Source organism: Oceanicaulis alexandrii DSM 11625, from assembly GCF_000420265.1.
GTDB classification, from domain to species: Bacteria; Pseudomonadota; Alphaproteobacteria; order Caulobacterales; family Maricaulaceae; genus Oceanicaulis; species Oceanicaulis alexandrii.
Genome location: NZ_ATUP01000001.1, coordinates 2,244,959 through 2,257,498 on the forward strand (window position 1 = coordinate 2,244,959; position 12,540 = coordinate 2,257,498).

Sequence of the window (12,540 nt, forward strand, 5' to 3'; positions counted from 1 at the left end):
CGCGCCATGTCTCCTTTAGTCAGCGACTAGATCTGGCCGACGGTTTTGAGCCGGGCGCTGGGGTGAATCTCGTTCTGGCTCATCACCACGGTTTGCGGGCGGAAGCGTTCGGTCAGCGAGCGCACATAGGGGCGCACATGGGGGCTGGTCAGCATCACCGGCACGTCGCCGCTCATGCCGGCCCGGTCAAAGGCGGCGCGCACAACTTCGACGAATTCACGCAGCTTGCTGGGCGCGAGCGCCAGCTGGCGGCGTTCGCCATCCCCGATCAGCGCCTCGGCGAAGGCCTGCTCCCATTGCGGGCTCAGCGACAGGACCGGCAGATTGCCGTCCGGGCCGCGATTGGCGTAGCAGATCTGGCGCGCCAGGCGGCTGCGCACATGCTCGGTGATGGCGTCGAGATTGTTGGTCGCGCCGGACGCTTCGGCCACGCCTTCGACGATGGCGGCGAGATCGCGGATCGAGACCCGCTCTTTCAGGAGGTTTTGCAAAACGCGCTGAATGCCCGCGCGAGTGACCTGGCCGGGCGTGACCTCGTCCAGCAGTTTCTTGTGCTGGGGCGACAGGGCGTCGAGCAGGTTTTCGGTCTCCGCATAGCTCAGAAGCTCTGACATGTTGTCGCGCAGGATCTCGGTCAGATGGGTGACCAGAACGGCGGCGGGATCCACCAGCGTATAGCCGCGGAACGTGGCCTCCTCGCGATTGGCTTCGTCGATCCAGGTGGCGGGCAGGCCGAAGGCCGGCTCCTTGACGTGGGTTCCGGGCAGATCGACCTGGGCGCCGGACGGGTTCATGGCGAGAATCTGGTTGATCTTCAGCTCGCCGACCCCGGCTTCCATCTCCTTGACGCGCAGAACGTATTGTTCGCCCGGCATCTGCATGTTGTCGACAATGCGCACGCTGGGCAGAACGAAGCCGCTGTCCTGGGCGAGGTTGCGGCGCAGCGCCTTGATCTGATCGGTCAGGCGGCGGCCTTCCACATCATTGATCAGCGGCAGCAGGGCATAGCCCAGCTCGATCTTCAGCTCGTCGATATGTAGCGTATCCTCGATCGGCGCATCTTGCGGATCGGGCGCGGCGGCGGCTTCCTGGGCGACCGCTTCTGCGGCTTCATTGACCACCGCCTTGTCGCGTTTCTGCGCGCTTTGCCAGGCCAGCGCGCCTGACCCCGCCGCCATCAAAGCAAACGGGATGAGCGGCATGCCGGGCAGCAGGCCGATGGCGAGCGAGGTGCCCGACACCATGCCCATGGCGGCGGGATTGGCCGACAGCTGGCCGAACACGGCCTCTTCCGCCGCGCCGTCCACCCCAGCCTTGGACACCAGAAGACCGGCGGCCAGCGACACGATCAGCGCCGGGATCTGGGAGACCAGACCGTCGCCGATGGTCAGCGAGGAGAACGTGCTCGCCGCCGAGCCGAAATCCATGCCCGACTGGGCGACGCCGATGATCATGCCGCCGATCAGGTTGATGGAGGTGATCAGGATGCCCGCCATGGCGTCGCCGCGCACGAATTTGCTGGCGCCGTCCATGGCCCCGAAGAAGTTCGATTGTTCTTCAAGTTCCTTGCGGCGCTTCCGCGCCTCGTCTTCATTGATCAGGCCCGAGGACAGATCGGCGTCGATCGCCATCTGCTTGCCGGGCATGGCGTCCAGGGTGAAGCGGGCGGCGACTTCCGCGATCCGGCCCGAACCCTTGGTGATGACGACGAAGTTCACGATCACCAGGATGATGAACACGATGATGCCGATGACGAAATTGCCCTGCATCACGAAGCCGCCAAAGGCCTCGATGATGTCGCCCGCCGCCCCGGTGCCGTTCTGACCTTCTGACAGGATCAGGCGCGTCGAGGCCACGTTCAGCCCCAGCCGCAGCATGGTCGCCACCAGCAGGATCGCCGGGAAGGCGGTGAACTCCAGCGGGGATTTGATGAACAGCGCCGTCATCAGGATGAGCACGGAAAAGCTCACCGACACCGCCAGCATCACGTCCAGCAGCGCTTTCGGAAGCGGCAGGATCAGCATGACCAGAAGGCCCAGAACCCCCAGGCCCATGGCGATATCGCCCCGCGCCAGCCGCTTGGCGAGCTGGCCGAAATCGAAACCGCTTTGGGAGGAGGCGTTGGCGTCAGCCATGGATCAGGCCCGTTCTGGCAGGTTTGGAACGAAGCGCGATTCTGCGTTCGTCAGGGTTCTGATTGCCCGGATTCTCGGCCGCTCAAAAGAGCGTCGCGCGTCGTTCGGACGCGCTGATGAGCGGGCGAGAGCCCGGGCGGGCGTCATCCCGCGAACCGGGATTCGCCGGGGGCGGGGATATCCTCGCCCTGTTCGCCATAGAGCTTGAGCTTGTTGCGCAGCGTGCGGATCGAAATCCCCAGAATGTTCGCGGCGTGGGTGCGGTTGCCCAGACAATGATCGAGCGTGTCGAGGATCAGGTCCTTCTCCACTTCCGCCACGGTCTTGCCGACCAGATTGATCGCTTCGTCAGCCGCTTGCGCCGCCTGGCGCGCCACCGATGATCCGCCCGCGCTGGCGGGCAGGGGCGAGCCGTCGGGCAGGCGGATGGCTTCAGGCTCGATCTGTGAGCCGATGGCCAGAAGCACCGCGCGGTGCATGGCGTTTTCCAGCTCTCGCACATTGCCTTTCCAGGCGCGGGCGACGACCTGGGTCTTCGCAGCGTCCGACAGCGGGCGATAATCGACGCCATTGGCCTTGGCGTATTTCTTCAAGAAGTGATCGGCCAGCGCCAGCGTGTCTTCGGGACGGTCGCGCAGCGGCGGAATGGCGAGGTTCACCACGTTCAGGCGGAACAACAGGTCTTCGCGGAAGCTGCCGTCACGCACCGCTTCGCGCAGATCGCGGTTGGACGTGGCCAGAACCCGGATATTGACCTTCACGGGCTTGGAGCCGCCCACCCGGTCGATCTCGCGCTCTTGCAGGGCGCGCAGCAGCTTGGCCTGCAGGCGCACATCCATTTCGCTGATCTCGTCGAGCAGCAGCGTGCCGCCGTCGGCCTCTTCAAACTTGCCGATCCGGCGCGCGAGGGCGCCGGTGAACGCGCCTTTTTCGTGGCCGAACAATTCGGATTCCAGAAGGTTTTCAGGGATCGCGGCGCAGTTCACCGAGACGAAGGCTTTCGAGGCGCGCTTGGATTTCTTGTGGACATAGCGGGCCATGACCTCTTTACCCACGCCGCTTTCGCCGGTGATCAGCACCGAGGCGTCCGACGGGCCGATCTGATCGGCCAGGCGCACCACGTCCAGCATCAGCGGATCGCGCGCGATCAGGGTGCGGTCATCGTCAGAGACGGCCGCCAGCACGGCGGCGATCAGCTCGGGATCGGGCGGCAGATGGATGAATTCCTTGGCCCCGGCCTTGATGGCGCCGGCGGCCGCTTCCGGACGCACATTCACGCCGCAGGCGATGACCGGAACGATGATGCGCTCGGCCTCGTTGGCGGCGATCAGGCTGCCCACATCCAGATTGACGTCGACCATCAGGATGTCGGCGCCCTTGCCGGCGCGCAGATAGCCGGTGGCCTGCTCGATAGTGTCCACATGGGCGACCTTGGCGCCGCGGTCCATGGCGATTTTCGTGGCGGCGGACAACTGGCCGCCCAGGCTTCCAACGATCAGAACGCGCATCGTTCGTTTCCTTTCCTATGGGCGGCCGGGGTCAGCCGGTGTCCCCGTCCTTGATGATTTCAGTCATGGTCACGCCCAGCCGGTCGTCCACGACGACGACCTCGCCGCGCGCCACCAGGCGAGAGTTCACATAGATGTCGATGGCTTCGCCGACCTTGCGATCGAGCTCGAGCACCGAGCCCGAGGTCAGGCGCAGCAGCGAATTCACATCCACTTGCGCCTTGCCCAGCACCGCGGAAATGTTTACCGGCACGTCAAAGACGGGCGCCAGATCCACCGCGGTGCGCACTTCCTCGTCGATCAGCGACTGTGCGGCGCCCGCGGTCGGTTCGCCCATGGGCGTGGGGTCGGGATTCACGCCGGCCGGCTCGTCGGACAGATCGGGAAGGTTCAGATCGTCGTCACTCATGGCTTAGCTCCTTCAGGCCTGGGCTTGACCGCCCAGGGCGGCCTGATCGGGGGTGGCGTCCGCATCGGCGTCCAGAGGCTGGGCGAGCCAGTTCTTCACGGCCTGCTCGATACGGGCTTCAATGTCCTGGGTGGTGCGTTCAATGGCGCCCGAGCGCCATTCCAGCATGCAGTCTGTGCGGGCGACATCGGCGTCGGCGCGCACGATCAGCGCGCCTTCCATGCCGCGCTGGGCGGCTTCGCCTTCCATCACTTCGGCCAGCGCGTCCGACATGGACGGGTTGACCCGGACGGCGATGCGCGGCTCTCCGCGCAGATCAGCCAACGCTTCGGTAATGCAGGCTTTCAGCGTGTCTTCGCCATACTGTTCAAGCGCCGCGCCGGCGATGATGCGGGCCGCCGCCAGCGCCAGCCGCGCCGCGTCTTCGCGCATGGCTTCAGATTCCGCCTTCATGCGGCCCAGAAGCGCGGTGACCTGGTGCACGACCTGGCCGGCGGCCTCGGCGGCGGCTTCCTGGGCTTCAATCTCGGCGACCTGACGGGCGGCTTCGGCGGCCTGTTCGGCCACCATCTGCATTTCCTCTTCGGTATAGACGCGCTTGAACGTGTCGCCTTCTCGCAGAATGCGGCCGTCCGGAGCGAACTCCCGGTCAAAGTCGAATTTTCTGAAGCCGTCAGTCACGAAGCTTCGGCCTCCCTAGTAAATGAGTTCATCTTCGCCGCCGCCTTCTGACAGCAGGATTTCGCCCTTGGCGGCGAGGTCTTTGGCCTGGTTGACCATGGTCTGTTGCGCGGTATCCACGTCCTTGAGGCGCACCGGGCCCATGGAGGCCATGTCCTCGCGCAGGATTTTCGCCGCCCGCTCGGACATGTTGGAGAAGAACAGGTCGCGCAGCGTGTCCGACGCGCCCTTGAGCGCCAGGCCCAGCTGATCTTTCGGCACGCCGCGCAGCAGGGTCTGCACCCCTTGCGGGTCGAGCTTGCCCAGATCCTCGAAGACGAACATCAGCGAGCGGATCTTCTCGGCGGAATCGCGATTGCGCTCTTCCAGCGACGCCAGGAACCGGTTTTCGGTCTGACGGTCGAAATTGTTGAAGATGTCCGCCATCAGTTCATGGCTGTCCTGCTTGGAGGTGCGCGCCAGATTGCTCATGAATTCAGAGCGCAGCGTCTCCTCGATCTTCTCCACGATCTCGCGCTGCACCGGCTCCATGCGCAGCATCCGAGTCACCACTTCCATGGCGAAGTCTTCGGGCAGGGCGGCCAGCACGCGCGAGGCGTGATCGGGGCGCACCTTGGAGAGCACCACCGAGACCGTCTGCGGGTATTCGTTCTTGAGATAGTTGGCCAGAACCACCTCGTTCACATTGGCGAGCTTGTCCCACATGGTCCGGCCGGCGGGACCGCGCAGCTCTTCCATGATCTGGTCGACCTTGTCCTCGGGCAGGAAGGAGGACAACAGGCGCTGCGCCTGATCCACCGAGCCCGTGATCGAGCCGGTCGAGGACATGGAGCCGACAAACTCCATGATCAGTTTTTCGACGGCGCCGGAGGTCACATTGCCCAGATTGACCATGGCCTGGGAGACGACGCGGATTTCCTCGTCATCCATCATCTCCCAGAGCTGACGCTGCTCATCGCCCAGCGCGAGCAGGATCACAGCCGCTTTCTCGGCCCCGGTCATGTCCTTGGGGTCGTCGACTTTACGTCCGCGGAGGGTTGGGGCGTCAGACATCAGATCACTCCCCGTCGTGCATCCAGGTGCGCAGGATGCTCATGGATTCATCGGGGTGCTGCTCCACAAGGGCCGCCACTTTGCGGACCGAGGACTTCTTCACCTGACCTTCGATCTGGGCGACGTCGATATGGTCATCCGGGCCGGGCTCTTCAGGCAGCATCATGCCGCCTTCGGAATTGCCAAGCAGAGCCTGGACATTATCGGGCATCCCGGCGCCGCCGCCCGCGAGCGCAGGCGCTCGGCTGGCGGCGACATTGCCGATCGCGCCCTGCACCAGCGGACGCGCCACCAGCAAGATCACCAGCAGGGCGGTGATGAACAAGACGACGATCTCGGCGATGCGCATGAAGTCCAGGCTGCCCAGATTGAACCCTTCCGGGGCGGGCGTGCCCAGCGACAGGTCGGGCCGGTTAAAGCGCATGGAGGTGACCTGCAGGATCTGATCGCCATCGGTCAGGGTGGTGTCGACAGGAAAGCCCACGGCGGCGGCCACCAGATTGCGGATCTGGGTCAGCTCGGCTTCGCTGCGCGGCTCAAAGGTCAGGGTTCCGTCCTCGCCGACCGTGGCGACTTCATCCACGACCACCGACACCGCCAGACGCTCCAGATCGCCCGCCTGAATGATGGAGACGGTTTCTTCCTGGGTGTTTTGATAGTTGCGTTCGGTGATGGAGCTTTGGCTGTTGGCCATCAGAGGCGTTTCACCGTCTGCGCCCGCTTCACCGTCTGGCGTGTTCTCGCTGACCGATACGCCGCCGGAGGTCACGGGTTCGGAGCGGCTTTGTTCTTCGGCGCGGCGGCTGACTTCCACCTGGCCGTTGGGGTCGTATTCCAGACGGGTGCGGGTCTGGCTCTGACGATTGAGCTCGGCGGTCACCGCGACGCGCACGCCGCCCGAGCCGACCACGCCCTCGACCAGATCGCGGATCTTCTGCTGCAGGTCCCGTTCGATGGCGCTCTGGCGATCATCCAGCATGGCGCCGATCAGGTCGCCCTCTGCGTCACTCGGCGCGGCCAGAAGCCGGCCCTGATCGTCGGCCAGGGTGATGCGGTTGACCTGAAGGCCCGGCACGGCGGTGGCGACCAGATTGCGGATCGTGGCGATCTGGGAGCTGGACATTTCCCCGCGCACGGAGACGACCACGGAGGCGGAGGGCTGTTGCTCGTCGCGTGAAAACAGGCGGCGTTCGGGCAGCACCAGGTGGACGCGGGTTCCGGTGACGGAGTTCAGCGTGTTGATCGACCGGGCCAGCTCGCCTTCCAGGGCGCGCTTGGCGTTGACGTTCTGCACAAAGCTGGTGGTGCCCAGCGCGTCGGTCTCGTCAAAGATCTCATAACCGACCGAGCCAAAGCTCAGCGCGCCGCCAGAGGCGACGCGCATGCGCGCCTCGTCGACCTGGTTGGTGTTGACGTAAACGGCGGACCCGCCCTCTTGCAGCTCATAGGAGATGCCGGCCTGGTCCAGGCGCTCGCTGACCGCGGCGGCGTCCGACGGGGCCAGCCCCGAGAACAATAGCGCCTGGCCATTGGAGTTCATGCTCATGGTGAAAAACACCAGAGCCGCCGCCGCGCCAGCCGTGAGGCCGAACATGGCGATCAATCGGCCAACACCGAATCGGGAAAGCTGTTCCAGTAACGCGTTCACGCCGGGCCGCCCTTGCTCGTTTCCGAATCAGAAAACGCCGCTCCCTGAAGCGGCTAGGCAAGTTTTTCCCACTATCCGCGTAAACGGGGTGTTAACGCGTTGAATCAAAAAACACGATCAGCGCGGCGAGCAGAGGCTCGCCGCGCTGGATTCAGGCCAGAAAAAGAGAGGGGGGCGTACCGCCTACTGGCGGTAATGCTGTATGCGCGTGGTGCGCAATCCGGCCAGGCCATGCCGGTCGATTGAGCGCTGCCAGGAGAGAAACTCCTCCACGGTCAGCCGGTAACGGTCACAGGCCTCATCCAGGCTCAGAAGCCCGCCGCGCACGGCTGCGACCACTTCCGCCTTTCGACGAATAACCCACCGCTTGGTGTCCGGGCTCGGCAAATCGGCCACGGTTAGGGGGCTGCCATCGGGACCGATGACATAGTTTTCCTTCTTCGCTCGACGTTCCATCCGACCCATCCTTGTTAGAAAGCACGTCTTACGCGCGCCCTTAGTGAGGAGGGTTATACGGGAGGGCCTCTTAAGGTGAGCCTAAAGCTCAAGGTAAAAGTACGGTAAATCAATTGTTTAGAAAAAATTCACCCCAGCGCCGAAGCGCCGGGGTGTCAGTCGGCCGGTGGGACGGCGGTGGTTTAACGCTTCATCTGGATCGCTTCGGCGAGCATTTCGTCCGCCGTGGTGATGATCCGGGAGCTGGCTGAATAGGCCCGCTGGGTGATGATGAGGTTGGAGAATTCGGTGGCGATATCCACGTTGGAATTCTCCACTGTCTGGGCGGCGATGGTGCCTGAGGCGCCCGATCCGGGCGCGTTCAGGGTGAAGGCGCCGGAGTCTTCAGTGATCTGGAAGCTCGCGCCGCCGACCGAGGCCAGGCCGTTGGCGTTGAACACGGTGGCGACCGGCATCTGGTAGACCTTGCGGACCACGCCGTTGGTGAAGCGGGCCGACAGGAAGCCGTCCTCGCTCACTTCCACCCCGGCGAAAGCGCCGAAGATCGCGCCGTCCACCACAGTGGAATCAAGGTTGGAGGGCGAGTTGAACTGGGTGATGCCGCCTGGCGCGCCCGCCGTGCCCAGATCGAGCGCCAGGGTTTGCGCGCCCACGCCTGTGGTCGTCGACCAGCGGATCGCGCCTGCGCCGACAGGTCCGGCCGTGTCAGAGCTTTCAAACGCGATCGAGGTCGGAAAAGTGGTCGGCGCGCCGGACAGGATTTCACCATTGGTGTCGAACGCCACGATGCCTGTGGCGATCTGGCCATCGACCAGCGGGGCGCCCGTGGTCACGTCGGCCGCCGGCTGCACATGCATCTCCACATGCCATTGGTTGGCGTTGGTGGCGTGCTTGAGGAAGGACATGGTGACCGAGCGCACGCCGCCCTGGGTGTCATAGATCTGGATGGTGCGCTCAAAGTCCGGTGTCACATTGCCCGACGCCATATTGTTGGCCGTCGTTCCCGCAGCATAGGTCGCGGCTGCGGCGGACGGCGTGGTGCTCGCCTGCAGGTTCGCGTTGATGCGGACGTTGGACGTGGCGTTGGCGGTGCCGCCGATATTGGACAGGTTCACCGCTTCAAGCTGGTCGAGATTGGACGGGTTCTGGTTGACCGAGCCGTCCGCCTGAACCGGCCAGGCGTACAGATACTGGCCCGCATCATTGCGCAGATAGCCCGCGGAATCCGTCTGGAAGCCGCCAGAGCGGGTGAACAGAACGGCGTCAGATCCGGTGCCGGAATTGTTCGGGCTCGGGCGCACGACGAAAAAGCCGTCGCCGTCGATCGCCATGTCGGTCGCCGAGACGCCGGGCGTCAGAAGCCCTGAGGAGTTGACGTCCAGACGCGAGTTCGAGCTCACGCCCGAGGAGGCGTATCGGCTCGCGCCGCCGCCACCGATCTTGTAGTTCGGCGTGAAAATCGTATCGACGCGCTTGTAGCCGATCGTGTTCACGTTCGCGATATTGTCCGAGATCGCCGCCAACGCCGAAGAGTTGGCGATCAGTCCGGACGCGCCGGCGGCCATGGCCGAGTTGATACTCATATCGTGCTTCCCATCGTTTGTGCCCGGGCCCCCGGTCCTTCTGGTCGTGAGCCTCGATTTTGTTGCGGAGCGGTTCGGGCTCCGGATGTCCCCGTTTCGGGGTTATGCAGCGGCCTGAGACTCGTCTTCGTTCTCAGAGCCTGTGTCTGTGGTGTTCGGGGGCGGGGTCTGCGATTCCCGCACGCTGGTCACCAGGCTGGCCGGCAGCACCAGTTCTCCATTGGCGAAGCTGACTTGCGCCTGGCCGCCGCTCATCTCCACGCCGGTCACCCGATGGGTGACGCGCACGGCGTAATCCATGATGACGTCGTCAGCATCCTTGGCCACGACTTCCAGTTGGTAGACGCCCGGGGGCAGGGTGTTGCCGGCTTCATCCTTGCCGTCCCAGACCGCCTCATGGACGCCTTCAGAGGTGTCGCCATCCAGACGGCGGACCTGTTTGCCGGTTTCATCGGTGATGAGCAGCTCCACGCTCTGCGCTTCCTGCGGCAGGCCGTATTCCCATTTCGCCTCGCCATTCTCGAGCAAGGTGTAGGTGGTGTTCACCGTGGCGTCCTTGCCGATGAATTGAAGCGAGGTCAGCTGAGCGTCCGATTGTTGCAGCGCGAGCAGGGCTTCCAGCGATTCATTGGAGGCGATCTGTTGCTCCACCGAGGAGAACTGGACCAGCTGCTGGACGAATTGCTCGGATTTGAGCGGGTCCAGCGGATCCTGGTTCTTCAGCTGCTCGGTGAGCAGGGTCAGAAACGTGTCGAAATTGTTCGCCAGGTCCGCAGTGGCCAGTTTGCTCTGACCTTGCGCTTGCTGGGATTGGGCGGCGGCGGATACTTCTGTCATGATTTCGCTCTTCTTCTCAGGCGATCAGATTGACGCCGGCGCGCTGGCTGACGGCGAAGCCGTAGAGCGCGTCAGCCAAGGGGGCGCCGGGCAGGTCGGCTTCAACCTCCGCGGTGAACCGGTTGCGGGCGGCGATGTCGTTGGCGGAAGCGCCCGCGTCATCGTCGAAATTGGTGAAAGCGCCGCCATCCTCGCTCAGCGAGAAGGACAATCCGTCCTCGCCCAGTTCCAGACCGGCGTCGGTCAGCGCTTTTTCAAGGTCGCGGGCCGAGCGCTGCAGTTCGGACAGGGTGTCGGCGCGTTCCGCGCTCAGCACGGCCGAGACCTTGTTGTCCGGGCCCAGTTCCAGACGCACTTCGACGCGGCCCAGCTCTGGCGGATCCAGGCGAATATCGAACACGCGCGCGCCATCATTGAACTTGCGCGCGATCTGGGCCGCCAGCGTATGGGTGGTGGTAGGGGCGAACCGAGCGGCGGTGTGCGCCTGGGCCTGTCCGGGGCGCTGCGCTTCCGTACGCGCATCGGACCGCACGGCGCCCAGTTCCAGATCCGGGTCGATCGTATCCGCGCTCGGCTCCATCGGCGCCTCGCTCGACAGCGCCGTGTCCTGAAGCAGGAAGGTCAGCGGGTCTGTATAGGCGGTGACGGCCGGGGCGAACGTGTCAGCAGGTTTGGCGGCGGACGCAGTCGGCTCGGCGCCGGTCGGTCTGGCGTTTGCGGCGGCGCGGGTCTGGGCGGCGCTGGCGGCGGGTCTGGCCGCTGAAGCCTCGGTGTTGTCAGCCTGGCGCGCCTTGTTCTGGGCGCCTGGCGCGCGATCAGAGTCTGTGCGGCGTGGCTGAGCAGAGGCGTCTTGCTGGGCGGTCTGCGCTTGAGCTTGCGCCTGAGCTTGAGCCTGAGACTGGGACTGGCCCTGAGCGTTGGCGGCGCCAGCTTGCGCGCTCGCCGACGGGGCCGGATTTGCGGTGTCTGGTTTTGCGCTCTCGGTCGCCGCTGGGGCGTTCGGCTGGGCCTTGTCGCTCAAATCCTGGGGTTTGGCGTTGGTCTGTGCGGCGCTGGACGCGGCGGTTTGATCCTTGGACGCAGCCGCGCTCTCGCCATCGGCCTGAGCTCCAGCCTTCGCCGCCTCAGCCGAACGCGCCGGTCCGGCGGCGTCAGCCTCCGTCTCTTCGGCAGCCTCAGCCGAAGCCCCGCCGGCGCCCGCCTCATTGCGTGGCGCCTGCACGTCCTCTGGCGCTGCGCCAGATGGCGCGGTTTGGCCGTCACCGGATTGAGCGCCCTGGCCCGGCGCCGCCGCCTTATCGCCAGACGGAGTCTGCGCGGGCGCCGCCGGTTGCGATTTATCCCCTGATACAGGTTTGGCGGTCGCATCAGGGCCTGCGGCTTCGGCGCTGGTCCCTCTTGAATCAGCCGCCATGGCGCCGGGCGCAGCGACGGCCGAGGCCGCGGCGCCGGCCTGGGCGGAGTTGGTCGAGATCGCAGCGTCAGGCGAGGCGGCTTTGGCGTTCGCCTCGGCAGAAGCGTCTTTGGGCGTCGCGCCGTCTATGCTCTTGCCCGGGGTTCCGGCTTCAGAGTCTCCGATAGCGGCGCCCGTTTCGCCGGTTTGGGCGGCCTGTGCATCAAGCGCCATGGCGTCATTGAAGCCGACCACGGAGGCGGCGGTTTCAGACTGGGCCGATTGCGCGTCTGTTCCCGATTGTGCGTCTTGCGCTTCACTGGCGGTGCCCCGCTCGGCTTTGTCGGCCTGGGCTTTGTTCGCTTGGGCTTTCTCAGTTCGGGCCTGATCAGCCTGGGCCTTGTCGCGCGCGGTCGCCGCGTCACGTTCGGCTTTGTTCGCAGATGAGGGTGAGGAGACCGGCTTGCGGTCTTGCGACTCAGGCAGAGTGAACGCCTGCGCGCCCGTCTCCGACGCGCGGGCGGCGCGTGGGGCGGACGGGGCTGTCGGCGCAGGGGCCGGGGGCAGGCGGTCGAGCGGCATGAGCGTAAGGCTCCGCAATCATCAATCTGATGCGCCGCGTTTTGCTGCGTCTGGGGCGTCGAGCTTTTTGCCCGACAAGCGTTTAGCCAAGCTTTCAAGGGGCGTGCCAGTTTCATCATTCCAAAAAGCCTATTTAATACAACGGGTAAACCTGTTGTTAGGGTTTGAAATCGGCGCCGGTCGGCAGATTCTCCCCGTTTCTGGATGACGGATTTGCCGAGCGGGCCGGGGTGTTTCCACTTGGCCCGGTGCTTG

10 protein-coding genes are annotated in these 12,540 nt (G+C 64.9%); all 10 read right to left on the bottom strand.

The window, feature by feature from the left end:
• Nucleotides 1-26: 26 nt before the first annotated feature.
• A complete protein-coding gene (gene flhA / locus G405_RS0110700; protein WP_022701518.1) occupies nt 27-2,135 on the bottom strand; it encodes a flagellar biosynthesis protein FlhA in 2,109 nt (702 codons plus the stop codon).
• Between the two features lie 143 nt (nt 2,136-2,278).
• On the bottom strand, nt 2,279-3,643 hold the full coding sequence (gene flbD, locus G405_RS0110705) for a sigma-54-dependent transcriptional regulator FlbD (protein WP_022701519.1): 1,365 nt from the start codon (nt 3,641-3,643) through the stop codon (nt 2,279-2,281).
• Nucleotides 3,644-3,674: 31 nt separating this feature from the next.
• A complete protein-coding gene (fliN, locus tag G405_RS0110710) occupies nt 3,675-3,980 on the bottom strand; it encodes a flagellar motor switch protein FliN (RefSeq protein WP_040705591.1) in 306 nt (101 codons plus the stop codon).
• A gap of 84 nt (nt 3,981-4,064) precedes the next feature.
• A complete protein-coding gene (locus G405_RS0110715) occupies nt 4,065-4,733 on the bottom strand; it encodes a FliH/SctL family protein (RefSeq protein WP_022701521.1) in 669 nt (222 codons plus the stop codon).
• Between the two features lie 15 nt (nt 4,734-4,748).
• A complete protein-coding gene (gene fliG / locus G405_RS0110720; protein WP_407667931.1) occupies nt 4,749-5,735 on the bottom strand; it encodes a flagellar motor switch protein FliG in 987 nt (328 codons plus the stop codon).
• 55 nt (nt 5,736-5,790) lie between these two features.
• Nucleotides 5,791-7,434, bottom strand: coding sequence for a flagellar basal-body MS-ring/collar protein FliF (gene fliF, locus G405_RS0110725; protein WP_022701523.1), 1,644 nt, complete (start codon nt 7,432-7,434; stop codon nt 5,791-5,793).
• A gap of 183 nt (nt 7,435-7,617) precedes the next feature.
• Nucleotides 7,618-7,890 (bottom strand): CtrA inhibitor SciP, encoded by a 273-nt coding sequence (sciP, locus tag G405_RS0110730; protein WP_022701524.1) that lies wholly within the window; start codon nt 7,888-7,890, stop codon nt 7,618-7,620.
• Between the two features lie 182 nt (nt 7,891-8,072).
• The gene (locus G405_RS0110735) at nt 8,073-9,473 is read right to left on the bottom strand and encodes a flagellar hook protein FlgE (protein ID WP_022701525.1); all 1,401 of its coding nucleotides are present in this window, start codon (nt 9,471-9,473) and stop codon (nt 8,073-8,075) included.
• Between the two features lie 102 nt (nt 9,474-9,575).
• Nucleotides 9,576-10,310, bottom strand: a complete 735-nt coding sequence (locus tag G405_RS15825) for a flagellar hook assembly protein FlgD (protein WP_022701526.1) — start codon at nt 10,308-10,310, stop codon at nt 9,576-9,578.
• 16 nt (nt 10,311-10,326) lie between these two features.
• The gene (locus tag G405_RS0110745; RefSeq protein ID WP_022701527.1) at nt 10,327-12,285 is read right to left on the bottom strand and encodes a flagellar hook-length control protein FliK; all 1,959 of its coding nucleotides are present in this window, start codon (nt 12,283-12,285) and stop codon (nt 10,327-10,329) included.
• Nucleotides 12,286-12,540 lie beyond the last annotated feature (255 nt).

Bases quoted from the DNA above. Each gene is read 5' to 3' on its own strand.
- G405_RS15825 (WP_022701526.1), bottom strand. From the start codon at position 10,310: ATGACAGAAGTATCCGCCGCCGCCCAATCCCAGCAAGCGCAAGGTCAG.
- flbD (WP_022701519.1), bottom strand. From the start codon at position 3,643: ATGCGCGTTCTGATCGTTGGAAGCCTGGGCGGCCAGTTGTCCGCCGCC.
- flhA (WP_022701518.1), bottom strand. From the start codon at position 2,135: ATGGCTGACGCCAACGCCTCCTCCCAAAGCGGTTTCGATTTCGGCCAG.
- G405_RS0110735 (WP_022701525.1), bottom strand. From the start codon at position 9,473: ATGAGTATCAACTCGGCCATGGCCGCCGGCGCGTCCGGACTGATCGCC.
- fliG (WP_407667931.1), bottom strand. From the start codon at position 5,735: ATGACCGGGGCCGAGAAAGCGGCTGTGATCCTGCTCGCGCTGGGCGAT.
- G405_RS0110745 (WP_022701527.1), bottom strand. From the start codon at position 12,285: ATGCCGCTCGACCGCCTGCCCCCGGCCCCTGCGCCGACAGCCCCGTCC.
- fliN (WP_040705591.1), bottom strand. From the start codon at position 3,980: ATGGGCGAACCGACCGCGGGCGCCGCACAGTCGCTGATCGACGAGGAA.
- sciP (WP_022701524.1), bottom strand. From the start codon at position 7,890: ATGGAACGTCGAGCGAAGAAGGAAAACTATGTCATCGGTCCCGATGGC.